Annotated in this window: 25 protein-coding genes; 17 read left to right on the forward strand and 8 right to left on the reverse strand. The window is 60.3% G+C overall.

Annotated elements, in window-relative coordinates:
• From cpaB to HAP54_RS31965, 12 genes are all read left to right on the forward strand, one after another.
• Positions 1-984: a Flp pilus assembly protein CpaB gene (gene cpaB / locus HAP54_RS31910; protein WP_166294206.1), complete on the forward strand. Its 984-nt coding sequence runs from the start codon at positions 1-3 to the stop codon at positions 982-984.
• Positions 981-2,177: an AAA family ATPase gene (locus HAP54_RS31915; RefSeq protein ID WP_224741695.1), complete on the forward strand. Its 1,197-nt coding sequence runs from the start codon at positions 981-983 to the stop codon at positions 2,175-2,177. The genes cpaB and HAP54_RS31915 overlap by 4 nt, the downstream gene beginning before the upstream one ends.
• Positions 2,174-3,613 carry a CpaF family protein gene (locus HAP54_RS31920; protein WP_166294208.1) on the forward strand — a complete coding sequence of 480 codons (1,440 nt, stop codon included), beginning with the start codon at positions 2,174-2,176 and terminating at the stop codon, positions 3,611-3,613. The genes HAP54_RS31915 and HAP54_RS31920 overlap by 4 nt, the downstream gene beginning before the upstream one ends.
• Positions 3,610-4,542 (forward strand): type II secretion system F family protein, encoded by a 933-nt coding sequence (locus HAP54_RS31925; RefSeq protein WP_166294210.1) that lies wholly within the window; start codon positions 3,610-3,612, stop codon positions 4,540-4,542. The genes HAP54_RS31920 and HAP54_RS31925 overlap by 4 nt, the downstream gene beginning before the upstream one ends.
• Positions 4,539-5,435: a type II secretion system F family protein gene (locus tag HAP54_RS31930; protein WP_029085663.1), complete on the forward strand. Its 897-nt coding sequence runs from the start codon at positions 4,539-4,541 to the stop codon at positions 5,433-5,435. The genes HAP54_RS31925 and HAP54_RS31930 overlap by 4 nt, the downstream gene beginning before the upstream one ends.
• 84 nt (positions 5,436-5,519) lie before the next feature.
• Entirely contained in the window at positions 5,520-5,972 is a 453-nt protein-coding gene (locus HAP54_RS31935) for a hypothetical protein (RefSeq protein WP_029085662.1), read from the forward strand.
• Positions 5,973-5,979: 7 nt separating this feature from the next.
• The gene (locus tag HAP54_RS31940; RefSeq protein WP_166294212.1) at positions 5,980-7,305 is read left to right on the forward strand and encodes a pilus assembly protein TadG-related protein; all 1,326 of its coding nucleotides are present in this window, start codon (positions 5,980-5,982) and stop codon (positions 7,303-7,305) included.
• Positions 7,305-7,727 (forward strand): TadE/TadG family type IV pilus assembly protein, encoded by a 423-nt coding sequence (locus HAP54_RS31945; protein ID WP_224741694.1) that lies wholly within the window; start codon positions 7,305-7,307, stop codon positions 7,725-7,727. The genes HAP54_RS31940 and HAP54_RS31945 overlap by 1 nt, the downstream gene beginning before the upstream one ends.
• 457 nt (positions 7,728-8,184) lie before the next feature.
• Positions 8,185-9,864 carry a type II and III secretion system protein family protein gene (locus HAP54_RS31950; RefSeq protein WP_166294214.1) on the forward strand — a complete coding sequence of 560 codons (1,680 nt, stop codon included), beginning with the start codon at positions 8,185-8,187 and terminating at the stop codon, positions 9,862-9,864.
• A gap of 12 nt (positions 9,865-9,876) precedes the next feature.
• Positions 9,877-10,278 carry a hypothetical protein gene (locus HAP54_RS31955; protein ID WP_166294216.1) on the forward strand — a complete coding sequence of 134 codons (402 nt, stop codon included), beginning with the start codon at positions 9,877-9,879 and terminating at the stop codon, positions 10,276-10,278.
• Positions 10,279-10,384: 106 nt separating this feature from the next.
• On the forward strand, positions 10,385-10,975 hold the full coding sequence (locus HAP54_RS31960) for a tetratricopeptide repeat protein (protein ID WP_224741693.1): 591 nt from the start codon (positions 10,385-10,387) through the stop codon (positions 10,973-10,975).
• Positions 10,976-11,112: 137 nt separating this feature from the next.
• On the forward strand, positions 11,113-11,649 hold the full coding sequence (locus tag HAP54_RS31965) for a hypothetical protein (protein WP_166294218.1): 537 nt from the start codon (positions 11,113-11,115) through the stop codon (positions 11,647-11,649).
• Here HAP54_RS31965 and HAP54_RS31970 read toward each other — a convergent pair whose 3' ends face one another.
• The 3 genes from HAP54_RS31970 to HAP54_RS52610 form a co-directional block, all read right to left on the reverse strand.
• Complete coding sequence (locus HAP54_RS31970; RefSeq protein ID WP_339156781.1) at positions 11,650-13,773, reverse strand: fused MFS/spermidine synthase; 2,124 nt, start codon at positions 13,771-13,773, stop codon at positions 11,650-11,652. It lies immediately after the preceding gene.
• 350 nt (positions 13,774-14,123) lie between these two features.
• The gene (locus HAP54_RS31975) at positions 14,124-14,762 is read right to left on the reverse strand and encodes an acyltransferase family protein (RefSeq protein WP_166293414.1); all 639 of its coding nucleotides are present in this window, start codon (positions 14,760-14,762) and stop codon (positions 14,124-14,126) included.
• The gene (locus HAP54_RS52610; RefSeq protein WP_414646155.1) at positions 14,687-15,271 is read right to left on the reverse strand and encodes an acyltransferase family protein; all 585 of its coding nucleotides are present in this window, start codon (positions 15,269-15,271) and stop codon (positions 14,687-14,689) included. Before HAP54_RS52610 ends, HAP54_RS31975 begins: the two co-directional genes overlap by 76 nt.
• Positions 15,272-15,689: 418 nt before the next feature.
• On the opposite strand from HAP54_RS52610, the gene HAP54_RS31980 reads away from it, so the two are divergent.
• Complete coding sequence (locus HAP54_RS31980; RefSeq protein ID WP_166294224.1) at positions 15,690-15,935, forward strand: hypothetical protein; 246 nt, start codon at positions 15,690-15,692, stop codon at positions 15,933-15,935.
• Between the two features lie 43 nt (positions 15,936-15,978).
• Here HAP54_RS31980 and HAP54_RS31985 read toward each other — a convergent pair whose 3' ends face one another.
• Both HAP54_RS31985 and HAP54_RS31990 read right to left on the reverse strand, forming a co-directional pair.
• Complete coding sequence (locus HAP54_RS31985) at positions 15,979-17,106, reverse strand: ERF family protein (RefSeq protein WP_166294225.1); 1,128 nt, start codon at positions 17,104-17,106, stop codon at positions 15,979-15,981.
• Between the two features lie 10 nt (positions 17,107-17,116).
• Positions 17,117-17,905, reverse strand: a complete 789-nt coding sequence (locus tag HAP54_RS31990) for a YqaJ viral recombinase family protein (protein ID WP_166306579.1) — start codon at positions 17,903-17,905, stop codon at positions 17,117-17,119.
• Between the two features lie 147 nt (positions 17,906-18,052).
• Here HAP54_RS31990 and HAP54_RS31995 point away from each other — a divergent pair, with 147 nt between their 5' ends.
• The 4 genes from HAP54_RS31995 (at position 18,053) to HAP54_RS32010 (ending at position 20,048) form a co-directional block, all read left to right on the forward strand.
• On the forward strand, positions 18,053-18,304 hold the full coding sequence (locus HAP54_RS31995; RefSeq protein WP_224741691.1) for a helix-turn-helix domain-containing protein: 252 nt from the start codon (positions 18,053-18,055) through the stop codon (positions 18,302-18,304).
• A gap of 340 nt (positions 18,305-18,644) precedes the next feature.
• Positions 18,645-18,845, forward strand: a complete 201-nt coding sequence (locus tag HAP54_RS32000) for a hypothetical protein (protein ID WP_166294227.1) — start codon at positions 18,645-18,647, stop codon at positions 18,843-18,845.
• Positions 18,797-19,423 carry a hypothetical protein gene (locus HAP54_RS32005; protein WP_166294228.1) on the forward strand — a complete coding sequence of 209 codons (627 nt, stop codon included), beginning with the start codon at positions 18,797-18,799 and terminating at the stop codon, positions 19,421-19,423. The genes HAP54_RS32000 and HAP54_RS32005 overlap by 49 nt, the downstream gene beginning before the upstream one ends.
• A 478-nt stretch (positions 19,424-19,901) precedes the next feature.
• Positions 19,902-20,048 (forward strand): hypothetical protein, encoded by a 147-nt coding sequence (locus HAP54_RS32010; protein WP_156929193.1) that lies wholly within the window; start codon positions 19,902-19,904, stop codon positions 20,046-20,048.
• Between the two features lie 127 nt (positions 20,049-20,175).
• On the opposite strand, the gene HAP54_RS32015 is transcribed toward HAP54_RS32010, so the two are convergent.
• The 3 genes from HAP54_RS32015 to HAP54_RS32025 form a co-directional block, all read right to left on the reverse strand.
• Positions 20,176-20,457, reverse strand: a complete 282-nt coding sequence (locus HAP54_RS32015) for a hypothetical protein (protein WP_166294230.1) — start codon at positions 20,455-20,457, stop codon at positions 20,176-20,178.
• Positions 20,458-20,884: 427 nt separating this feature from the next.
• Positions 20,885-22,204: a calcium-binding protein gene (locus tag HAP54_RS32020; protein WP_166294232.1), complete on the reverse strand. Its 1,320-nt coding sequence runs from the start codon at positions 22,202-22,204 to the stop codon at positions 20,885-20,887.
• Between the two features lie 520 nt (positions 22,205-22,724).
• Positions 22,725-23,273, reverse strand: a complete 549-nt coding sequence (locus HAP54_RS32025) for a hypothetical protein (protein ID WP_176422191.1) — start codon at positions 23,271-23,273, stop codon at positions 22,725-22,727.
• Positions 23,274-23,311: the final 38 nt, after the last annotated feature.

The following is a 23,311-nucleotide window of genomic DNA, read 5'->3' on the forward strand; positions in this document are numbered from 1 at the left end:
ATGTCATCCGCTTTGCGTATTTCGATCATCGTAGTGCTGTTGCTCGCAACCACCGCGTTCGGGCTGATCGCATACAATATGAACCTGCCGAAACAGGCTCCCGCGGCAATCGTGGAGAACGCGCCGGCGGCCGCACCTGCAGCGCCTACGACGGTCAATTATTTCGTTGCGGCGCGGGCGCTGCCGAGGGGCACATTGGCCCGTGACGAGGACTTCGCGGTGCGTTCCGCCGCGCCGGAACGTGTTCCGGCGGGAGCGATCCTTGAGACGCCCGACTCCAAGGCTGGACTTCCCGGTGCTCTGGTTCGCAAGTTCGTCGACGCCGGCAGCCCCGTGACGTTGCAAGACATCTTGCGCCCGAAGGATCGAGGCTTTCTCGCCAGCGTCCTGGCACCGGACAGCCGTGCCATCAGCATCAAGGTTGACGAGGAGTCCGGTGTCTCGGGCCTGATCAGGCCGGGCGACTACGTGGATGTCTTGTTGACCCAGGTGTTCGAGAAGGGAAATCCGGCGCGCCGTGCCCTGAGCGAAACCGTTTTACGCAACGTTCGGGTCATCGCCATCGATCAGGAGATCGTGCAGGGCGGGCGCGGCATCAGCGCCGTGACAGGCAAACAGGCGCAAACCGTGTCACTGGAGCTTGGGTCTGACCAGGTCAAGAAGATCACGGTCGCAAAACAGCTCGGAACGCTCTCGCTGTCCGTGCGCGCGGCTGTCGACCAATGGGACAAGCCGGACGGCGGCGCCATGTCGAGCTGCGATGTGTCGCCCGAGCTCGCCCGTCAGAATGCAGTTGCCGGCCACACGACAGCGGTGGTGGTTCATTCCGGCGGTGAGCGTAAGGAGTTCTCGGTCAGGAGAGAAGGCCCGGACAACGGCCTCACGGACGTCAGCTGCGATGGGTCGCCGGAGGCTGCCCGCCAGACTACGACGACGACGGCGGCGGCGGTCGGCTACTCCGGCAAGTTGCAGGAGAAAAGATGATGAACATGGCAATGGTAAACGCGCCTGAAGCTGTATCCGTCGTCGCGCGCGACCGGGTCGTCTGTTTCGTCGATGACGAGCTGAGCGCCGCGGCTCTGCGCAAAGGCCTCGAAGGCAGCAACCTGGCGATCAAGCGCGGCACGATCCGGAATGCCATACGGATGCTTGAAACCGACACCGAGCTGTCTGCGCTGGTGGTCGACATCAGTGGCATCGATGATCCGTTTACCGAACTGGAAAGGTTGGCAAGCGTCTGCCCACCCGACGTCCGGGTGTCTCTGATCGGTGAGAGCAGGGAGATCATTTTCTACCGCGAGCTGATGGAAATCGGCGTGACGGAGTATCTTCCGAAGCCGATCACGCGTGACATGGTGCTGGACATGCTGCGCCCGAAGCTGATCGGCGACGTGCCGACCGGTCAGGCCGATCGTGGCGGGCATGTGATCTCGATCTGCGGGGCACAGGGAGGCGCCGGAGCGACCAGCATCGCCATCAATCTCGCGCTGCAACTCGCCGAGACCACCAAGGCCAAGGTCGCGTTGCTTGACCTTCATCTGCAGAATGGTGAAACGGCAGTCATGTTGGGCGTTCAGCCCGGGCCAGGGCTCCGGATTGCCCTTGAAAACCCGATGCGGGCGGACACGTTGTTCCTCGAGCGCGCGGCAATTGATGTCAACGAGCGGGTTTGCCTGATTTCTGCCGCTGAGGATCTGGATGCGCAGCTCAACATCACCGAAGCTGGCGTGCGACACGTGCTGGGTCTGCTCCGTCAACGCTTCAATTACATTGTCGTCGACATACCGGTCCCGTTTGGGCCGTCGATGCATCCGGTACTCACGCTATCGCGGCACGTTCTCGTGCTGCTCGAAGCCGAGGTGACCGGACTTCGCAACGCCCACGCGCTCCGCAACGCCGTCACCAACATCGCGGGCAAGGATCGGGTCTTCACCTTGCTCAATCGTGCCAATCGACCCGGGGGCCTTCCCAGGGCAACGATCGTCAAGGCCCTGGGCGCAGAGCCGGACATGGTGATTCCCGATCTTGGCAAGGGAATGACCCAGGCAGTCAATCTCGGAATTCCGGCTCTCAAGCACGTCAGGGGATTGCGACGTTACCTTGCCCCGGTCGTGCGCGAGATCACGGGTGTCGGTGGCCAGCGGAAGGGACGCTTGCGGAGGCTGCTTGGGCTATGAAAAAATTCGGGAGGCGCGCAGACGACCCGGCGGATCGTTTGCCTTCATTGAAGCCAGTGCCTGAATCGCCACCGAGCTTGACCTTGTCGACGGCAAGCGCGCCGTCGCCGATACCAAGCTTGCCGGAATCGGCGCCAGGCTCGACGCCGAGGCGTGACGAACCCCCGGTTCACCATCATCATCCGGTGATGTCGGCATCGTTACGCGAACGGGTCATCGAGCAGATCGAGCCATCGGCGGCTGCAGCGGTTCCTCGCGACGTTCTGCGGCGGCAGATCGAGGAAATCATCCACGGCATCGCCAACGAGGAACGGCTCGAGCTGTCGGGTCGCGAGCAGCTTCTGCTGGCGGACGAGATCGCGGACGACATGACCGGCTACGGACCGCTCCGTCCGCTCCTGCTGGATGAATCAATCAGCGATGTGATGGTCAACGGACCGAGCAATATTTATGTGGAGCGAGCCGGCAAGCTTGAGCGGATCGCGGTGCGATTCCGCGACAACGACCACATCGCAGCTGTGGCGCAGAAGATCGCCGCACAGGTCGGGCGGCGCGTCGACGAGTCCAGCCCGATGGTAGACTGCCGCCTGCCGGATGGCAGCCGCGTCAACATCATCCTTCCGCCACTGGCGATCCATAGTCCGTGCATCTCGATCCGAAAATTCCCAAGCCGGCGGCTGAACATCGCCGGGATGATCGCGAACGGCTCGATGAGCACAGGCATTGGGCAACTGCTCGAGGTCGCTTCCCGCTGCCGTCTCAACGTCCTGGTCTCCGGCGGCACTGGCTCCGGCAAGACGACGATGCTGAACGCCATGAGCCAGTTCATCGACCACGGCGAGCGCGTTGTCACCATCGAGGATGCGGCGGAGTTGCAGCTTCAACAGCCGCACGTGATCAGCCTGGAGACGCGGCCTCCCAGCCTCGAAGGCACAGGGCAGGTGACCCAGCGCGATCTGCTGTGGAATGCTCTGCGTATGCGTCCTGACCGGATCGTGGTGGGCGAGGTGCGCGGCGCTGAGGCATTTGACATGCTGCAAGCGATGAACACCGGCCATGACGGTTCGATTTCCACGGTGCACGCCAACAGCACCCGCGACGCCCTGACCCGCGTCGAAAACATGGTGCAGATGGGACAGGTCAATCTGCCATCGCGGGCGATCAGAACCCAGATCGTCGCTGCATTGGACATCATCGTGCAGGTCGAGCGCATGCGGGATGGACAGCGCCGCATTGTCCAGATCAGCGAGGTGGTCGGCCTGGAAGGCGAGGTGATCACCACCAACGACATCGCCGTGTTCGAGTACAAAGAGGAAGACGTCCACGGCAGGATCCAGGGCGCTTACAAGTCCACCAAGGCAGTGCCGAAATTCAAGAGCCGTCTTGTCTATTTTGGGCTCGAGCGGGCCTGGGCCGAGGCCATGGAGCACATATGATACCGCTGTCCGTGATCGTCTTTGTCCTGGTGCTGCTGATGTGCGCGGCGTGCACGTCGTTGTGGCTCGACGCTCGACAGCGCCGCATCAATCGTCAGGTGGCGATAGCTCTGCCCGCCTCGCACGCGGCCAACCTGCCCTCAATTCGTCGGGCGGAGACCGGATCGGGCTCGCAGTTTCTCAACCGCCTGGTCAATTACAGGGCCGATGTCCCTTACGCATGGCACCCGGCCTATGCGGTGCTTGCCGGTTTCATCGCAGCAGCGACATTTTGTTATGCCGTCAGTCCCTTGGATTTTTCAACCACCAAAGTGTCGATCGTGGCTGCATTCATAGCCCTCATGGTGGTGCGGGGATTGTTCGGATGGCAGCAACATCGTTTCACCGACCGGCTGTTCCGGCAACTACCTGACACGGTCCAGCTCGTCACGAGTACTGTTCGATCCGGGCTGCCAGTCCAAGAAGCATTCCGGACCATCGCTCGCGAAATGCCGCAACCGACAGCCGGGCAGTTTGCGATTGCGTGCAGCGAATTGAACATGGGCAGACCCGCAGAGGACGTCATTGAAGGCATCTATCGGCGAACGCAAGTGGCGGAATATGGCATCTTCGCTGTGACGCTTGCGGTGCAGTTGAAGTCGGGCGGCAGCTTGGCCGAAACCCTGCAGATCCTCGGAGATACCGTGAGGCAGCGTGTCGCGATGGCCGCGCGCGCGAAGGCTCTGGCAGCAGAGGTGATCTTTTCGTCACGCGCGCTTATAGCCGCGCCGTTCATTGTCGGTGGGGTGATTTACTCGCTCAGTCCGGAAACGATCGATGTGCTGTTCCGTGATAGCACCGGAAATAAGATGCTGGCTTACGCGGTCACCTCGGTGATTATCGGACACTTCGTGATACGCTGGATGATCAGAAGGGATACAGCGCTATGACCGCAGGTCTCAGCCTGGTCGCCCTCGCCATCGCAGCCGCGACTGCGACTGTCCTGTTGATGATCCGCGAAATGCACCTTCGTGCCCTGGACACACGGGTGTCGAACGCGGTGCTGGGTATCCCTGACCGGTCGGCCCCCTCTCGGGACATTGTCGGTTGGCTTTCATCGCTGGGCGCGCGGTATCGGCGCTTCTATGCCGAGGAAAACATCGAGGAATTGCGAACCATCCTTCAATCGGCAGGCTTCAATCATCATCGAACCTTGTCGATCTGGATCGGTGTCAAAGTCTTCAGCATGTTCGCGTTCCCGATGGTTGCCTTCCTGCTAGCGCAGCTTTTGGGGAGCGATACATCCAATGTAGTGACCCTCACGCTCGTTGGCGTGGTGCTCGGGATCATGGGTCCGCGATTGATCATGCGGGTGTTGAAGCGGCGTTTTGACGCTGCCATTCGGATCGGCATGCCGGATGCCATCGATTTGCTGGTTGTGTGCAGCGAAGCGGGAATGGGGTTGGAGAGCGCGCTGCAACGTGTGGCGACTGAAATCAACCAGACCAATCGCCCCATGGCCGGCGTCCTGACCGATCTTCTCGACGATCTCCGGATCCTGCCAAATCGGCTCGACGCATTCGAGAAGCTGGGATCGCGGTCGGAGGGACTTCGCCGTTTCGGCACCATGATCAGCCAGAGCCTGCAATACGGAACGCCGTTGGGCCAGGCGCTGCGCAGTATCGCTGCCGACCTCCGCCGGGAACGTATTACCAAGCTGGAAGAAAGAGCGCACAAGCTGGGCGCCAAGCTGACCGTTCCGATGGTGCTGTTTCTGCTTCCGGCCATGTTCGTCATTCTCGGCGGCGGGCCGCTTCTGAACCTCCTTAAAGTGTTGAGGTGAACTCAAATGTGGGCCGGAGCCAGGAGTGCGGTTGCCTTTGAAACGCCGGTCTCGACGAACCGTTGGCTCTTCCGAGGTAGGGGCATGAGCCGCCACGCTTCCTTCATGGCGGATCAGCGCGGGGCCGTCGCGTTTGAATTCCCGGCCGTCTGGCTTTTCCTGATGTTTATCGTGATGCTGCCGCTTGCCGACATTTCGGTCGCCGGCTTCCGCTACATATCTGCGTGGCAGGCGTTGCGTAACTTCGGGCAATCCATCCTTTATTCCCCCCCACCGGACGTCACGAGCGCGTCCAGTTGGGCGGCGGCTGCGCTGGTCAAGGCAGACACTCGTTATCCGATTCCGAGCATTCAGCTCATTTGCGGCGAGAGCAATGCTGTCTGCAGTTCAGCTAACTCTGATCCCTCCCAGCCGAAGTATTATGTCTACACCACAACGGTGACGTTCGCGCCGATAGTGTTGAAGTCGCTGTTGTGCAACAGCACCAATGCCAATCCCTGTTCGTTCACGCTATCTTACTCAGAGCGATTTCAATAGGTGTCCCATGCGTAACATGCTCCGTTGCCGTCGAGGATCCGTTGCGTTCGCGACCGTCGTTGCCCTGGTGCCGGTGGTCGGATTTATGGCACTCGGTGGTGAGGCCGGGTCCTGGTACGTCACCAAGCAACGCGTCCAGGGGGCGGCTGATGCGGCCGCCTATGCGGGCGCCTTGCGGGTGGCGTGCGACAGCGCTCCACAGCCTGGCGTAATGTGCAACAATTCACAGCCATTCGATTACCGCGGCAGGCAGGGTGCAGCTCAGAACGCGTTCTGCAATTCGGGCGACACGTCCTACCCTGGCTCCAAATGTCAGACGAGCCTTCCGAGCGGAATCTCGCAGAGCGTGCAGGTCGCTTCGCTGGCTTCGTGGAACGGGAACGCGGGCAAATTCGTCCAGGCCACCGTTGGTCAGCAGCAGCCGGCATACCTCGCCAAGTTGCTTGGTTTCTCGACGATCATCGTGCGCGCGACGGCGGTCGCCAGTATTGCTAGTTTGTCGAAACCTCCTTGTGTGTTGGCACTGAAAGACCCTATTACGTTCCAGGGGAGCCCTACTGTTTCGTCGCCAACGTGCGGCATTTCGTCGAACAGTACGGCCGATAATGCAATCGGCTTCAAGGGCAATTCCGGCATCCAGGTGAATGCGCCGAGCTTCACGGTCGGCGGTTGCTCCCAGACGGGGGGAAGCCAGTGCACGGGCGTGCAAACCTATCAGCAACCGATCCCTGATCCACTCAGTGGATTGAGCGCCGCGATCGGAGCGTTGAAGGTGCCGAACGATTTTCCGAACAGGGCGTGCATCGGTTCGACGGCGATATCTTATGAAGCCGGCCAGTGTGTCAACACCGCCAACAACGTGTCGTTGCCTTCCGCGTTGAACGGTACGTACTATATTACGGGACGCGTCACAATCAACGGCAGCCCGACGATAACGGGGACGGCTACCTTGATATTTTTCTCAGGAGGATCGCTCAGGATCACCGGAAACCCGACGATCCAGCTGATGGCGATGAAGGCACCGACGGGCCCGTCCGCATTGTCAGCATCGGCGAAGGTTCTGATGAAAGATCTCCTCATCTATGATGATGAGACCACGGGCAACGTCAACATTAGTGGCAACTCCAGCAGCTATTTCAATGGCACGGTGTATGTCCCAAATTCTCCGATCACGTACGGAGGCAACAGTTCGGCGAGTGCCCCCGCTACCGGCTGCTACCAGATCATAGCCTACGCTGTGAACTTCCAAGGCAATACGAAACTGGACAACTCCAAATGTTCGTCAGATGGGGCAGCTACGCCGAATGTCCAAACCGTGCGTTTGGTGCAGTGATGAGCAAGCTCGATCAGCGCGGCGTCGCAGCGTTCGAGTTTTGCATCGTCGCCGCGGCGATTTTCACGTTGATCTTCGCAATCTTCGATCTGGGGCGTTACGTAATCACTATGCAATCGTTGCGGTCGCTCGCGGGCGCTGGTGCGCGGGCCGCCATGATCAATGACTGCTACACAAGCGCCGCACTCAAGGTAACGACGACTGTCACCTGCAGCGGCGACTACACGACTGACGCGCAGAAAAGAGCACTTGTCCCATTCCTGTATGCCGGCGGCCTCACGCCTACGGTGAGTACGGTGACGGGAGGCACGGCAGTTACGGTTACGGCATCGCTCCAAGGTTTCACCATGCTGTGGCCAACGCTATGGGGCTCGACATTCAATAGCCCGAGTGTCTCCACGCAAATTCCGTTGCCAGGCTGAGAGAGCTTTCTGCTCTGCGGAAGCAGGTTGAAGCAAGAATCACGGAAGCCCGGACCGAGCCAGCCCCGGCTCGGACTTGATCTGATTGTGGCTGACAATATCGGCAATCCGGCTGCGCTGTCGGTCGGTAGGCTCCAAAAGTGGTGCCCGCTGGCAACATCGAGGAGTTTTCTCCGGCACTGCCACATCTTCCCGAAGGTCTTTCCTTGCAATCGAAGCGTGCGGCGGGGGATGATCTCCAGACCGCGTTTTTGCGGCTGGCGGGTGCCCCGAGGCGGGGTCTCGGGCTGGGTGGGGCTCCTTGCCCAGCGCGCCAGGATTGGGAATTTGCAAGTAACTATTTGTAGTCGGACGCATTGTAAGCTCTGTGGCGTGGTGTGCGAGGGAGAGTCGCAAGAACGCCGGGGGCCGTAGATTTACGGGATGGCCGCGATGTCAGCGGCGGAGGGGAATCGAAATGAGTGGCGGTCGCGTGTGGGGTAGCGCGGAACGTGGTCTCTTCGCCGTGAGCCTAGTGGCTATGGGCGCTGCGCTTGCCTTTTTCCCTTCCGCTGATCGCGCGAGGGCGGCAGAGCGTCGGGGTTCTTCCAGCGGCGTGTTCGTCAGCGAGATGAACGACGTCCAGCGCGTCAAGGTGACCATCAACAAGTCACGAACCTTCAGGGTCGATACGGCGTTTTCGACGATCGTTGCCGGCTCGCCTGATGTCGTCGACGTGAAGTCGCTCAGCGACCACCTCATCTATGTTCAGGGCAAGAAGACCGGCACCACCAACGTCATCCTGTTCGACAGCTCGATGAAGCAGATCGGCATTCTCGATGTCGAAGTCACGCTCGACATCGGCAACCTGCAGCAGAACATTGCGTCCGGCACCGGTACGCGCGGGATTCGCGTGTCTGCATCCGAAGGCCAGGTGGTGCTGAGCGGAATGGCCGCCGATGCGGTCGCCGCGGAGCGGGCGCTGACGATTGCCAAGGGCAGCGTTCCCGAGGGCGGCATCGTCGTCAATGCCATGAGCGTTGCGGCGCCGCAGCAAGTGATGCTCGAGGTGCGCTTCCTCGAGGTCGCCCGGACGGCGGGCCGTGACCTCGGCGTGAACCTTATGGCGGCCAACGCCAACGGCACCAACATTGCTAATAGTGGCCTCGGTGGAACTACGGCCGTCGGACGGACACCTATCGGCGGCATCAATAGTCTCAATACTGTACCCACCAGTGGTGTCAGCCGCGCCCTTAGTACCAGCAGCACTCCTGTTGGTGCCAATCCTGCTGGCAGCCTTCCTGTGCTTGGAACGCTTAATACGCTTATTGGCACCGCCGGCGGCGTAGCTCCTGCGCCGTTCGGAAGCCTGCTGACCAGCATCTTGAGGACCGGCAACGGCAGTTCGGTGGACCTGCTGATTACTGCGCTGGAAACCAAGGGACTGGCTCGCCGGCTGGCGGAGCCGAATTTGACCACGCTGTCCGGTGATGCAGCGCGCTTCCTCGCCGGCGGCGAGTTTCCGGTGCCGATTCCGAGCAACACGACCAGTGGCTTCCCCACGGTGACGATCGAATACAAGAAGTTCGGCGTCGAACTGGCCTTCGTGCCCACCGTGCTCTCGCGCGGCGTGATCAACCTCCGGGTCGAGCCCTCGGTCAGCGAGCTTGATTTCGCCAATGCGATATCGATCCAGGGGACAACGGTACCATCCTTGAGCCGCCGCGACGCGCGCACCACGGTCGAATTGCGCGACGGCCAGAGCTTTGCCATCGCCGGCCTGCTGCAGACCCGCAACCGGCAGGACGTCTCGCAACTGCCTTGGATCGGCTCGGTGCCCGTGATTGGAAGCTTGTTCAGCAGCAAATCCTATCAGCAGGAAGAAACCGATCTCGTCATCATCGTGACGCCGCGGCTGGTGGCGCCGGCGGCGCCCGGCCAGCAACTAGCGTCGCCGCTCGACTCGCGGCTGCCGGCCAACGACGTCGATTTCTTCCTCAATGGCCAGATGGAAGTCCGCAAGCGTTATGACGACTACGTCAATTCCGGCGGCGAGGTGAAGGGACCCTATGGCCACATCATCGCGCCCGATGCGGTCGTACGCGCTCCGCCACCGGCCGTTGGTGCGAACCAGCCGGTCGTGAAAACACTGAACTAGAGGAGGCGAGAGATGACGATCAGATATCTGGCTTTGCTCGCTCCCTTCCTGCTAGGCGGCTGCTACGGTGGTTACGGGCATGACGAGATGGACCGCTACGTCCAGCGTTCCGACACCATCACGATGAGCGCCGGCAACGCCAAGGAAGTCAACGCCGCCACCCACACGATCCACCCATGGCCGGCAAATGTCGGCGATCGCAGGATCGCGTACGACGCGCGGCGTACGGGTGGTGCGATAACGCGCTATGGCAATCAGCAACGCCCGCTGGATCAGCTTCCCGACATGGGCGAGCCGACAAGGGCGATGGGCCAGGCGCCGCCCGTCACCACAATTCAGAACGTCAACACAACCGGATTGGGAGCGGGGACCGGAGGATCGGTGGCCGTCGGTGTGGGGGGAGGCGGCAGGTAGTGGTGAGCTGAGGGTCTCAGCCTCCTGAGCATTTGCCGTTAAGAGAGCTCCTGGCGCTGATCTCGGTGTTTCGGTCGTGTCGTCTGTTTTTGTAGGTAGTTTCGCGATGATCTTTCGAAAGGTGCAAGAGATGCGCTGGAAGTGGGGAACGGGGCGAGGATTGCATCGTCTTGGTCCAGCGCTGATCTGTTGCTGCATGGCGACCGGCCTTGGGGCCTGCGACTACACGACGCGGGAGGCCGCGATCGTGGCGCCGGTGGATCCGCCGGGCGGCGACCCTGTGCAGGAGCCGACGGACGTCAAATACTATCCCTCCGACGAGCCGGTGCGGCTGGGGCTGGAGCATTACAACCGCGGCAACTATGGAATCGCCCAGCGCTATTTCAAGGACGCCGTCGAGAAGGCGCCGAAGGACGTGACCGCCTGGGTCGGGCTCGCGGCAAGCTACGACCGGATACGCAGGTTCGATCTTGCCGATCAGGCCTATGCGCAGGCGATCCGGTTGGGAGGCGAGACCATCCAGATCCTCAACGATCAGGGATATTCCTACATGCTGCGCGGCAATCTGAGCGGCGCGCGGAAGAAGTTCGAAAAGGCGTATTCGCTAGATCCGGGCAACCCTGTCATCGCCAACAATCTCGAGCTTCTCAACGGCAGCCGCAAGTTCATCGAACGGCCGCCGAACAATCAGCCATAAGTTGAGAACCTTGCCGCAGTAGCTTGATCTTGATGATGTTTTCGTGCTTGGCCGGTCCGGTGCAGGGGCCCGTTAAGACAAGTTAAATCCTTTGGAACTAAGACAAGCCAGACGTTTTTTTACGTATGGCTTGTTTCATGAATCGCCTTTTCAAATTGCAATTCCTTGGTCCATGCGTGCTGTTCGCCGCCACGCTCAGTGCCGAACTGGCTGCGCTGGCCTTGCAGTATGTGCCGAGCTCCGAACTGCTCTGGTTCCTCAATCTCCGGGTCTTTGGCATCTTCCAACGCAGCCATGCATTGCTTGGCGATATCGTTGGGATTGACGGGTTTCAGCTTTTCGGCGTTGCGCTTCCGCTGTTCCTGCTGGCCTGCCTCGGGCTCCTAGCCAAGGCCAGGCCCGCGTTCACGATCGCAACGCACTTGAGCGCAGGCTATGCGGGCTTTCTGCTCTACGCCTGGCAGGCTGGCGCGCCCACCACGGCGCAAGCATCGCTTGGGCCGATCGCGGTGCCGACCGGGGCCGGCCTGTACGTCATGGCGACAATTCTTGGGGCCTGCCTTCTGTCCTTTGCGACGACGCACCTGCTCTATTTCCAGGCTGTGGGGAATGAAATTGGCGCCTTGGGCAGGTGGCTGCGACCCCGCCGGACGATTGCGTCGACACACGCCTGATCAGTGCCTGAATTTCCGGTCGAGAACGGCGCCGAGGATGTCGGCATAGTCGTCGGTCCAGGCTGTGCGCGCGTTGGGATCCAGGCGCTTCCATCCTGGCTGCGCCGGCAAACCGCCGAGATCCTGCTCGTCCCTGGCAAACACCACCACCTGCGCACGCGTCCGTAGATAGTCGTCGGTCGTGTCAGATGGAGTCTGATCCTTGCCGAAGGCGAGGAGGCCTTCCGCACCGCCGACCGCGGCTGCCGGTCCCCACAGCGACATATGCTGGTTCGAGATGTGCAACACGATAACGCCGTGCTCGGTCAGGTGCGACAGATATCCGGCGAACGCCTCGCGCGTGAGCAGGTGCACGGGGATCGCATCGGAGGAGAACGCGTCGAGCACGATGAGGTCGTAACGCTCCGCCGATGCTGCCAGCGTCAGCCGCGCATCTCCGAGCACGATGCGCATGTCCGGCCCGCATTCCGACAAGAAGCGGAACAGCGTCGGGTCGCGCGCGATGCGGGCCACGTTCGGATCGATCTCGAAAAACGTCCACGCTTCGCCGTCCTGCCGATGACAAGCGAGACTGCCGGTGCCGAGCCCAACGGCAGCAACGCGCGCGAGCCGTCCCTGGGGGACGCGGGCCGCTGCGATGGCGTCGCCGATCGGCCCACCGAAATAATAATACGTCGTAGGTTCAGGGCGGCCGCGGACCGGCGTCCCATCCTTGTTGCGGACGCGCTCTGCACCATGCGCAGTCGTTCCGTGCATCAGGAGACGGACTTCCCCGGTGGGGTCCTCGACGACGCGATGCACGCCGAAGAAACTGCGGACCTGCATGATCGGCGACAACAGCGGATCGAGCTTGGCGATCACGAAAGCGAGCACGGCAAGGCCGAAGAACAGGGCAGGTTGTCGCCGCAGCAGCATCATGGCGCCAGCGAGGGAAATGAGCGCGATCTGGATCGGCAGCACGGCGTCGGCGGGAATGCGAAGGCGGAGCCATATGATGGCGGCGGCCGCCGCTGCCAAAACGAGGCCGGGGCCGCTCCGTCGCAGGAACCGTCCCGTCCCACCGGCAAACGCGCCGGGCATTGCCAGCAGCGCCGCCAGCACAAGGATGGGATATTCGGCGACGCCGCTGAACGTATGCGGCGCAATGAGTCCGGCGAAGATTCCGCCGATCACACCGCCGAACGAGGTCCACAGATAGAATTCCGTCAGCCGCACTGGCGCCGGCCGGCGGCGATAGAGTTCGCCATGGCAAGCCAGCGCCAGCACGAAGAAGCCCGCCAGATGCATCACCAGCAGGGCTCCCAAATACGGCCGGGCCACCGTCGACGCGGCGGCGACCACGGCGAACGGCACCAGGTGCAACACGCGCTCATGCGCCACCCAGGGACGGTCGCGGAAGATAGCCACGAAGGTCAGGAGGTAGAGCGACAGTGGCAGAACCCAGAGGAATGGCGCTGCTGCGAGATCGACCGAGATCGCTGCCGTGACCGCGACCACGAGGCCCGCTGGAATCGCGGCGAGCACAGTCCACATTGTGCGTTCAACGATTTTGGAGGCGGTGGTCGTGTCCGGGCCTGCCGCACTGAGCGAAGGCTTGTCTGCGCGGGCGACCATCATCGCCGCCACCGCAATCAGCAGGACCAAGAGGAAATAGCCGGCCGACCACACCTGAATCTGCGTGAGCAGGGTGGACAGCGGCTCGACGATGAAGGGATAGGTCATAAGGGCTGCGAACGACCCCAGATTGGATGCCGCATACAGCAAATAGGGGTTTGCTGCGTGGGGATGGCCGCTCGCTGCGAACCAGTTCTGCAGCAAGGGGGCGGTCGCGGCGAGCGCGACGAACGGCAGGCCGATCGATACGGCGAACAAGCTCAGGAGCCAGAGTTCGAGCCCTCCCTGCGGCGGGGCTTCGAAGCCGTGAGCAATGCGGATCGGCAACGTCGTGGCGGCAATTGCCAGCACGCCAAGATGGACGAGCGCCGAGAGACCCGGCGACAGCATGCGGCCGAGCAGGTGCGCGTAGGCGTAGCCCAGCAACAGTGCCGACTGGAAGAAGACCATTGCGACCGACCAGATCGCGGCCGCGCCGCCGAGCCGCGGCAACACCATCTTCGCGAACATCGGCTGGATCGCGAACAGCAACAGCGCCGAGAGGAAGAGCGTCGCGGGATATATCAGAGGCGCGAAACGCACGGTCCGCGCTGATATCGCTCGAAGATTGACCCGGTCATCGAAATGCATGGAGTGTTTGACTTGTGTACGGCACGCGGTGCCAAATCGATGTGTAAAAGCTGCCGATAACGAAAACCGAAGAAGCCGTAAAATCACTGGGATGCTTGCCGCACCCCGAGAAAGAGCACGCTCAAGGATAGCATCACCACGCGGATTCAGGAAATCTACTCGTCCGGCGTACGCGAGGCCGTCAGAGCGTGGCAATGTCCGACTTCAGGTTTGGTGTGCATTGCTGAACGTCAGAGGGCGGAACGCTGAATGCCACGAATGGCCTTGCGCGCCGGCATTTCGATCGCAAAGTAGGTGCCGACCGACACGGCAGCCGTCGCCGCAGCCAGCATGACATAAACGGCGAGCGGCCAGCTGGCTGATGGACCGAACAAGTCCACGGCGGCGAGGAAAACGACGAAGTGGGTCATATAGATCGAGTACGAAATCACGCCGAGGAAATGCAGCGGTTTCGAGCCCAGCAACCGCGACGTGATCGAAGTCGGGTCCGTTGCTGCAAGTACGACGAAGGGATAGACGACTATCAGCGCATGTGGATTGGTCAGTCTGCAGTACGCCAGCAGCACAATGAGAGCGACTCCGCACCAGATCAATGTCGAAAATCTTGTGCAGGCCAGGTAAAGCCCGTCGCGCTTCTGAAAGCTTGCGAATGCAGCCCACCCGGCGATGAAGCCCAACACCCCACGAGCCAAGGCTACCCAGTCACTCCACTGGCTCTTTGGCAGGTGGAGCTGCGGTGTGACCAGGAGATCATCATAGAAAAATGTAAACAAGAAGAAGGAAGCGACTGTCGTTACAGCGATGCAGAGCACCCTGGTCGATGTTGACGGCGACGCTTTTTGGAAGAGGAGAATGGGGAACAACAGCACGTAGCAAAACCATTCGACGGATAGGGACCACGCCGGGCTGTCCCAATGGCGCCGGAGCCGACCACAGGCCACGCATTCAACATGGCGAGCTGCAATGCGAAATCTGAGACCGCGGTGCGGACGGGGTAGCTGATCGGATTGACCACACTGGGCCAGACGTAGAGAGAGCCGGCTGCGATCAAGCAGACGAGATACAACGGGTAAATTCGAGCGACGCGAGCCGTCAGGTAGCTCGAAAACTGGAACGTCTCCCGGTTGTAGACGTAGGATAGGGTGAAGCCGCTAAGGCAAAAGAACAGGTCGACGGCATTGTGCCACATGAACGGGGTGCCGGAGTAGGCGGGAATGGCGTTCTGAAAATGTGCAACGGCAACCGCCGTCGCTGCTAACCCGCGAAGTCCCGTTAGCGCCCGCAACTCTGGTCGCGGAGAGAGATCTTGCACGGGACTGCTCTGCTCAATCCGATGGATTTTCACGAACTCTACTGAGCGGTTCATTGAAATTCCCATAAAATAAGCGGGTAGCGTATCCCAACCCAGGCAGGCAGGAAAGTGCGCGTCGACTCGCGGTCTGTTGCTCTCACTGCAATAGCTCGAACAACTCCATTCAGATCACTCAGCCGAAGCTTGTGCCGGCCGCTAGCCGGTCGCAGCGGATATCATTCTGCTCGGCGCAATGGGCCTGCTGTCCACCGCAAACGGGCGGGCGACTTCCGGCGGGATGTGAGCCAAAGGTAGTGACTGTCTTGAACGTGCGAATCGACCGATGATCTCGCCATGTAGTGGCATGGCCAACCCGTAGGATCACGGGGTCGGAAAAAGTAGCGATTTTCCGCTGGCAGACCATCTCATCGACGGACCAAAATGTCGGGCGTCTGGAGCGGCTCGGCATGGAAGCCGAAGAAACCCGAACCAACGGGGGTGAACGGTGGATAACGACAAACTCGATGAGCGCCTCAGCAATCTGGAAGGACAAGTCTCTCGGTTACTAACGGCCCTTTGCTGCGCGCTCAGCGTCATACTCGTGTTCATCTTCTATGACCGACGTCCATTCTTCCTCGATCAGGATTACGGCACCCTGGTCATAAGAATGGCCGGCGTCGTCGCATCAGCTTTCCTGGTGGGGTGGCCAATCGTGAGGTGGATCGTCGGCAAGAAGTCAGAACCGCGATAGGCTGATGCAGTGGGTGCCCGCCGCGCGATTTGGAGTGGTCCGTTCATCGTGGGGGACCGTCCGACCTCACAGAGGAAACGGCCGCGTTGAAGACGGCGGCGACTGGTGGGATGTGGATCGGACTTGCTGTCCACAACTCGTGCGCCACCCGCAACGGCTCGATCTTCAAGTCCGCCCACCAGGCCCTTTCATTGCCCTGTCGATGCAGCTCGTGGTGATGGGCGCGGCACAACGGAACGGTGAACTCGTCGCTGACCTTGCGGCCGAGAGCCCTAGGTTGAGCGAACTTCAAATGGTGAGCATCGCACGGACTTTGCCGGCAAACGAGGCAAGGCTGTTCCCGGACAAACAGCAGGTGGGCCTTGCTGCGCTTGCGCACGGGTTCTTTGGGAAATGCGAGATTAGCCGTCGCATCGCTTGGGGTGTCCTCGACGGACGCATCCGGTTTTAAGCTATCGCTTGTGTCAGGAAGCACCTGCTGTACGGCCGCCAGCTTCTCGAGGTAGGCAGACTCAAGGGCGCGGGCATCTGCCACCAAAAGGGTGTTCTTCCTCGGCAGTCCGACTTGGGCCCAGGCGAGAAGGTCGTTCTCACTCGTTAAGCAGTCGAGCTCCGCCAACATCTGCTCCCTCAGTTGGGCTGATTGATCCAGGCTGAGCAGCGGAGGCCGCTGCGCAGCACCTTTGTTTCCTTTGACGTCGGGCCGACTGCCGGCCCGAAATTCGGGGGGCGGCGGGGCCGATGTGGCGTCCGGCGCATCCAAGTCGTCCTCGCCCGCGATACCCACAAGGGCAAAGAGAGCGTATCGCCGGGCATAAGTGAGGGCAGTTCCCATCCGGTGTGGAGCATTGATTTCACTGACAGCACATACTGGCCACTCCGAAGACATCCATTCTCCGGACGAGTGTGCGAGGACCGTTGTCAAACGAACAAGGCCCGTCGCTTGGTCGATACCTGTCGATTGAACTGTTGCAATCTCATGGCTGCCCAAGCACTTGCGGACCAAATCCAATCCACTTGCTAATGAAGCGTATCTGAAGCTGCGAGCCTCTTCGCGCGGAAAGACTGCAGGGATGGTCGCAGTGAGCGCCTTTTCAGGATTGGAAAGCTCCAGCTGAGCCTTGGCCAATGCGCTGGCGATTGCGCCGATCGTTTCGCTAGACTGTTGCATGGCCGCCCCCTCAGTCCACAACATGAAAACTGATTGAACCGGATTTCGAGCGCGTAGCCCTCAGTCCATGACCGCTCGCTTCCTTGGCGTCTTCTGGGATCAACTTCTTCAGCTCAGACTTTGCGGCATCGTGCTCGAGATGGGCGGAGCGCGTCCGATGAAAGACCCCGGCAAATTCCGCCCAGGCATTGGAGGCGCTCATATCGACGGTTCGAACCGCCTCAATCCGAGGTCGCGGGGGTTCAATGCCGAACAGCTGAGGGGTCTCGCCAGTCTCGACGCAGCGCCAGAATTTCTTTTCCGCCGTCAGCAGCAAGTGCTGGTACAGCGGATCGGCCGGAATGGTGATCTCTACCCATTTGCCGCCGCCGGTGATGATCGAGAGCACTGCGGTCCTCGAAGCCGTGACCCACATGTTGTGCTGCAGTTGGGCCATGTGTTTTTCAGCGGCCGTTTCTTCCGAGAACGACCATGGCAGCATGAACTTCGCCTCGAATACCGCGCCGGTGCCCTCCACCATGCCGTCGAGGGTTGCCGCCATCCAGCGCTTGACCGGATGAAAGACCCGCCGCTGCACCTGAGTTACGACTTGGCCGGTATTCTTCTCGTACCAGTGCCGGTTAAGCTGCTCAGTTACGGTGCCGAGTTGTACGATCAAGTTGCCTGAAAAATCCGCCGGCTCGGCTTCGCCCCGCTTTTCATGCCAGAGCCGAAGCAGGGCGGCTTCATCATCGCCCATAATGGTGCGTGCGTCAGACCCACCTATAAAACTGCGTCTATCTGCTGAATCAGGTACCATAAAACTGCGTCTATCTGCTGAATCAGGTACCATTCGAGCTTGCATGTCCATTTCTCCAAATCGAATAACCATGTTTTTGATGCGAAAACAGCACATAGTTACGATAGAGAGGAAAACAGACATTGCAACCGAAATCGGTACACTGTTATGATTTTTTTGCCTGTTCAGTGCCGTATGGCCCGGGCTGCTCTGGGATTAGGCGTTCGAGAACTGGCCGCGGCGGCCAAGGTGTCGATCGATACCGTTGCTAGGTTTGAGCGCGGAGACGAATTAAAGGAGCGCACGATCGAGGCGTTGCGCCATGCATTAGAAGCTGGCGGGGTCGAGTTCATCGACGAGAACGGCGGCGGACCGGGCGTGCGCCTTCAAAAGCGAAAACCCGAGGAACGGAAAGGCTAGACTTTTTGGAGGCGCGGCTGTCAGAGCGGGGCAGGGGTGCCGTGTGGGTTACAGCTCAGGACTGATATTCCGACGTCTCGCAGTTGATCGACAAGCGGGACTCGAATTTCCGCGAGGGTTGGTACCTGTACGCAAATCGCTGAGCCTAATTATCCCGGGACGGCAATTTTCGAATTGCAAATTGCTGTGGAAGACCTCTAGCCGATCTGACCTCGAATATCCTACGAATTCGGTTGGGTTTGTCTTCTGGCGTTCCATTCTCGCCCTGCGTTACATCGCTCCCGGAAATTGAATCGCAACGGACACCCGATGTTCTCAAGTCGACCGAGGATACCGAGCGATGCTGCCCGAAAAGAAGAACAATCAGAGCGTGCCGGCGAGGCGCCTGCGCAAGCCGAACGCACTCAAGCATGGGGCTTACTCTTCCGTTGAACTGTTGCCATGGGAGGATCCGGACGCATTCCAGGAACTCCGCCGCGCGATCTGGCAAGAATGGCGCCCGAAGGCCCAATCGAAGTTGATTGTGCGGAAACCATCTTAATCTGCCAATGGCGCAAGCTGCGCGTACGCGCAAAGCGGAAGCTGGATACGGCAGTCGCTCTCGACAAGGTGCAGAATCGGGTATTCAACGAAAGGCCGCCCCAACTGCTCCTGGAGAATGAGCTCGAGGTTTTAAAGGATACTCTCGCAGAAAAGCGCAGCTATCCGCGCGACGACTACGAGCGCCTGCTGCACTTCAGCGCGAACCTCCATCGCGCGTCGGACGTGAGATTTTTGAGATTGGGAATTTCGTTCTTGTCAACCGAATGCCGAGACCATCTCAACGCAAACGTGGGCGAAGACAGCTTTGAGACTAAGGAACTCTGGATCATTGCTTTGAAAAAGGAAGTCGACAACGTTCTGATGCCTCGTATCCGCGAGCGCCGCCCCGATCCCAATGGATATCTTCCGGCCGCCGCGGAGTTTCTTGCCGCCGATAAGACCATAGACGACCTCGCGGTCGAGGAGCGCTTGGATGCTGCCATAGATCGTGCATTGCGTCGGTTGTTTTGGGTGAGGACGCAGAAACAGCTCGATCGCGCGGCGAGGGCGAAGGTCGTTAACGGCAAGGCCAACTAAAAAGCTCGCCAGCCAATACGCTACCTTAGATAGAATGTGTCATTGGCGCCCCCGGGAGGCATGAGCGAGCAGGGTGGTGAGGTGGACGTGGCCCGTGGTGGTCTCGATCCGGGCGGTCTGTATGGTAGCGATCTCCTGCCTTGCGCGCGATGTCGAGGCCCGAGGCGAGCGACGCATAACGGAAGGTCTGATCGTCATCGCTTTCGTGTGATTGGCATCCCTGGCCGATAAGTATCCTAGGCAGGTTTGCGATTCCCCACAGCGCAGCGCCGCCGGCTTAAAAAATGCGCGGACGGCGCTAGCTCTAGTCCAGGGGCGTGCAAAATCCTGGCTGAGATCGCACTCATCAGGCGCGCGATATTTCTGTAGCCCTGAAGGGGTAGCCTGCCTGCGCATGCCGTCCGCTGCGGTCTCGTCGGAGTAAACTGGTTAGCCCTGCAGAACCCTGTTGGTCGCTCAAAGGTTGACGAGCAAACCGGTGAAGGCACTGATTGCGGATTGGGAAACGGTCGGCCCGGTTATCATGATCGCTGCTGGCGTCGTATTGGTGTTTCTTGGTTTGATCGCCAAGAGGCGTCACCGGCGTTCTGTTGAAAGCCACGAGAATGAAAATTTAGCCGAGTAATTCGGCCGTGCCCCTGTTGGTCTTGGCCCTCCGGCGCTCCACCACGCCCTTGATCTGGTCGACATTCAATGGGTGGAGAAATATCACTTGGCAACTGCGACACGCAGATATCACCGACGAGCGAAATTCAGTCCTCTACCACCAGACCTGACGGAAGGTAAGCGAGCAACTTTCCGTCCGGTGGACCGTACTTCCAGAAGCGGGCAGCGCGGTGAAAGCCGTCGATCAATATCGGAAAGCTGAACGAGCGACCAAACGTGATCGGATCTGTGGGAAATTCATAGCTGGTTCCTTTGAGAAGTACGCTTCGAGGAGCGTTGAGATTGACGCTGCTCGTTGTCAGGAATTCCTCGAACGAAACGAACCGCTCCTCGCTTTCGGGTTGCGACACAGTCGGTGGCACGAACATCGAGGCCAATCTCGCTCGCCAGACCTTAAACGACGTCAAACAAATCACTCCTGGTCGGGAGCGCCAGCAGAACGGGTCGATGCGCGGGCTTGCGTGGCCTGGCGGTGATGGCTGCGTTTGCTGGCGCCGGTCGCGAGGCATGGCAGGTCGTCGACGAGACGCAGTCGAACTGATCGTCTAATTCGCGGTGCAGGGCATTCGCGGCAGCTCGACTAAAAGCGCAGAGCCTGATTCAGGTGACCGCGCGACAGCGCGCTTCGAACTTCACAAAGCCCGGCCTTGCGCCGGGCTTTGTCGTTACTAAATAGGTCGCGTGGTAGCGCTTCGCGCTGTGGCTCGCCCTCCTTGGGCGTTTCCTCCCTAGACTTGGGCCGCTTGTGCATCCGCGCGGGCGGCCTTTCCTTTGCGCCGCTCGACCAAAACGCAACTATGACAGAAGGCTAAAATTCGCTGCAGTGACCGAGCCAGCGGTCGCGCCGTTCAGCCAGACCGCGGTGCCGCCGTCGACCTGAATGACGAAGTACGCGCCGTTCTGGTAGGAGTGTGACAGCACATCGCTGAGCGAGCCGAAGCCGCTACCGTTGAACTGAACGACATCCGTAGCAGCGTTCCAGTCTTGAACCACCTCGACGCCCGGCACTCTGCGCGAGACGAACGTGTTGCTGCCGCCGCCGCCGAAATAGTAGTTCACGCCGGTGCCACCGTCGAAATAGTCATTGCCGGCGCCGCCGAGCAGAACGTCGACGCCGTCGCCGCCATACATGACGTCGTCGCCATTGCCGCCATAGAAATAATCGTTGCCATTGGCGCCGTACATGATGTCGTTGCCGTCGTCACCGATCTCGACTGCCCGGCCATTGGCGACGATGACATCATTACCTCCTCCGCCGTACGCCGAGCCGCCGTCGGCGGCGCCCATGTAGATCCAGTCGTCGCCGGCGTCGCCTTCGAGCAGATCGACGCCGTCGTCTGCCACCAGCGTATCGTTGCCGTTGCCGCCGTACGACGTGTCGTTGCCGCCGCCTCCGAACAGCACGTCATTGCCGTCGCCACCGAAGAGCAGGTCATCGCCGTTGCCACCTGACAGGACGTCGTTGCCGCCGTTGCCATAGAGGCCCGGCGCAATGGCGGCGCCGGAGGCCACCAAGATGTTCGCTCCGCTGTCGTTGCCATCGCCGCCATAAATCGTATCGCCGCCGGCCGAGCCATACAGCGCGTCGCGTCCGACACCACCGTCGATGTAGTGGGACTGCGTTGCCAGCGCGCCGCCATCCTGAATATAGTCGTCGCCATTGCCGCCATACTCGAATGACGTGTTGACCGAATTGCCACCCTGAATCCAATCATTGCCGCCGCCGCCATACATTTCGCCAAAGGCCAGGCTGGTCCATTCCGCCCTCAGGAAATCGTTGCCCTGGCCGCCGTCCCAATAGTCGTTGCCGGCAATGCTGCTTGCCAGCGTGTCATTGCCCTGACCGCCATAGAGCGCGTCGAAACCAGCGGAAGAGAGCACGCTGTTATCCGTGCTATCGCCGTAAAATGCAGGCATAGAATACGTTTCCTTTCTGCTGAAACCATTTCGGGCTAGGCGGCGAGCGCCATAGCCGTCCCAAAACCCGATATCCAACTCGGCAACCCTATCGGGAAAAAATGGCAACGCATATTCTTTGTGTGGGTTCCTGATGTCGCAGCCACCGTGGATGGCCTGGTACAAACTCGCGCGATGGCGGGCGTTGCGCCTGCGCATCTTCCTGCGTGATCTCTACACCTGCCAGCACAGGGCATGCGGCAGCATTGAGCCGAATGCGGCGCTGCTGGTCTGCGACCACGTCATTCCACATCGAGGCGATGAACGTCTGTTCTGGGACGAGGGCAATCTGCAGAATGCAAAGCGTGCCACGACAGCGTCAAGCAGGCCGAGAGCAAGCGAGCCTACACACGCGCGGCGTTTGGGATTGCGGACAGGGGCATTTCCGTCGCAGGTTCCTCTCCGCGGACCGGCCCGTCTCACATTGACGGGTTTTTCTACGGCTGAAGTTTTGGGCCTGTTCGGCGATCCGGTGCCGTCCGACTGGGATAGCGTGGCCGGCCGGAGCATGTCGCGACGAAGCAAAGCCGGAACCGCGTCAATCTGTTAGTCGCGCTCGGGTGGAGCGACGCGCGGATCGCGTCGGCACTTTTCATCATGCAGCCGACGCTGCGGAAGTATTACTTTTCAGAGCTCAGCTTGGCGACTGCGACACGCAGACATCACCCACGCGCAAAATTCAGTCCTCTACCACCAGACCTGTAGGCAAGTATGCGAGCAACTCTCCGTCCGGTGGCCCGTACTTCCAGAAGCGGGCGGCGCGATGAAAGCCGTCGATCATTATTGGAAAGCTGAACGAGCGACCGAACGTGATCGGATCTGCGGGAAATTCATAGCTCGTTCCTTTGGGAAGTACGCTTCGAGGATCATCGAGATTGACGCCGGTCGTTGTCATATATTCCTCGAACGAAACGAAACGCCCCTCGCTTTCGGGATACCAGACATTTGGTGGCACGAGCATCGAGCCCAATCTCGCTCGCCCGACCCCAACGACGTCAAACGAAATCACTCCGGTCAGGAACGCGAGTAGGACGGGTCGAGCGCACGCGGTACCAAAGGCGAGTTCATACTGCTCGGCCTCAGAGAGCTCCTCGAATGAGGTCCCGGTTGATCGCTTCGCGACGAGATGCCCTAGATCCGAATAGTGCCGGGCGGCCGGAGAATCCATCAACTCGCTGTAACCCCATCGGGCTTGAACTTCCAACAGGGGTACATTTTGCAGCCTCACGTCGTTCCCCTTGTTTCTGGAGACACCACACGGAAGTG

Origin of the sequence: Bradyrhizobium sp. 2S1 (genome assembly GCF_011516625.5) — a bacterium.
Classification (GTDB): domain Bacteria; phylum Pseudomonadota; class Alphaproteobacteria; order Rhizobiales; family Xanthobacteraceae; genus Bradyrhizobium; species Bradyrhizobium septentrionale.

What these genes read in the sequence shown, in the direction of transcription:
- HAP54_RS32020 (WP_166294232.1), bottom strand. Translation starts at nt 22,204, where the DNA reads ATGCGCAGGCGCAACGCCCGCCATCGCGCGAGTTTGTACCAGGCCATC.
- HAP54_RS32005 (WP_166294228.1), top strand. Translation starts at nt 18,797, where the DNA reads ATGGCGCCCGAAGGCCCAATCGAAGTTGATTGTGCGGAAACCATCTTA.
- HAP54_RS31920 (WP_166294208.1), top strand. Translation starts at nt 2,174, where the DNA reads ATGAAAAAATTCGGGAGGCGCGCAGACGACCCGGCGGATCGTTTGCCT.
- cpaB (WP_166294206.1), top strand. Translation starts at nt 1, where the DNA reads ATGTCATCCGCTTTGCGTATTTCGATCATCGTAGTGCTGTTGCTCGCA.
- HAP54_RS31940 (WP_166294212.1), top strand. Translation starts at nt 5,980, where the DNA reads ATGCGTAACATGCTCCGTTGCCGTCGAGGATCCGTTGCGTTCGCGACC.
- HAP54_RS31945 (WP_224741694.1), top strand. Translation starts at nt 7,305, where the DNA reads ATGAGCAAGCTCGATCAGCGCGGCGTCGCAGCGTTCGAGTTTTGCATC.
- HAP54_RS31970 (WP_339156781.1), bottom strand. Translation starts at nt 13,773, where the DNA reads ATGTTCGCGAAGATGGTGTTGCCGCGGCTCGGCGGCGCGGCCGCGATC.
- HAP54_RS31925 (WP_166294210.1), top strand. Translation starts at nt 3,610, where the DNA reads ATGATACCGCTGTCCGTGATCGTCTTTGTCCTGGTGCTGCTGATGTGC.
- HAP54_RS32000 (WP_166294227.1), top strand. Translation starts at nt 18,645, where the DNA reads ATGCTGCCCGAAAAGAAGAACAATCAGAGCGTGCCGGCGAGGCGCCTG.
- HAP54_RS52610 (WP_414646155.1), bottom strand. Translation starts at nt 15,271, where the DNA reads ATGGGAATTTCAATGAACCGCTCAGTAGAGTTCGTGAAAATCCATCGG.
- HAP54_RS31985 (WP_166294225.1), bottom strand. Translation starts at nt 17,106, where the DNA reads ATGCAACAGTCTAGCGAAACGATCGGCGCAATCGCCAGCGCATTGGCC.
- HAP54_RS31995 (WP_224741691.1), top strand. Translation starts at nt 18,053, where the DNA reads ATGATTTTTTTGCCTGTTCAGTGCCGTATGGCCCGGGCTGCTCTGGGA.
- HAP54_RS32015 (WP_166294230.1), bottom strand. Translation starts at nt 20,457, where the DNA reads ATGTTCGTGCCACCGACTGTGTCGCAACCCGAAAGCGAGGAGCGGTTC.
- HAP54_RS31955 (WP_166294216.1), top strand. Translation starts at nt 9,877, where the DNA reads ATGACGATCAGATATCTGGCTTTGCTCGCTCCCTTCCTGCTAGGCGGC.
- HAP54_RS31960 (WP_224741693.1), top strand. Translation starts at nt 10,385, where the DNA reads ATGATCTTTCGAAAGGTGCAAGAGATGCGCTGGAAGTGGGGAACGGGG.
- HAP54_RS31915 (WP_224741695.1), top strand. Translation starts at nt 981, where the DNA reads ATGATGAACATGGCAATGGTAAACGCGCCTGAAGCTGTATCCGTCGTC.
- HAP54_RS31950 (WP_166294214.1), top strand. Translation starts at nt 8,185, where the DNA reads ATGAGTGGCGGTCGCGTGTGGGGTAGCGCGGAACGTGGTCTCTTCGCC.
- HAP54_RS31990 (WP_166306579.1), bottom strand. Translation starts at nt 17,905, where the DNA reads ATGGTACCTGATTCAGCAGATAGACGCAGTTTTATAGGTGGGTCTGAC.
- HAP54_RS31930 (WP_029085663.1), top strand. Translation starts at nt 4,539, where the DNA reads ATGACCGCAGGTCTCAGCCTGGTCGCCCTCGCCATCGCAGCCGCGACT.
- HAP54_RS31965 (WP_166294218.1), top strand. Translation starts at nt 11,113, where the DNA reads ATGAATCGCCTTTTCAAATTGCAATTCCTTGGTCCATGCGTGCTGTTC.
- HAP54_RS31935 (WP_029085662.1), top strand. Translation starts at nt 5,520, where the DNA reads ATGAGCCGCCACGCTTCCTTCATGGCGGATCAGCGCGGGGCCGTCGCG.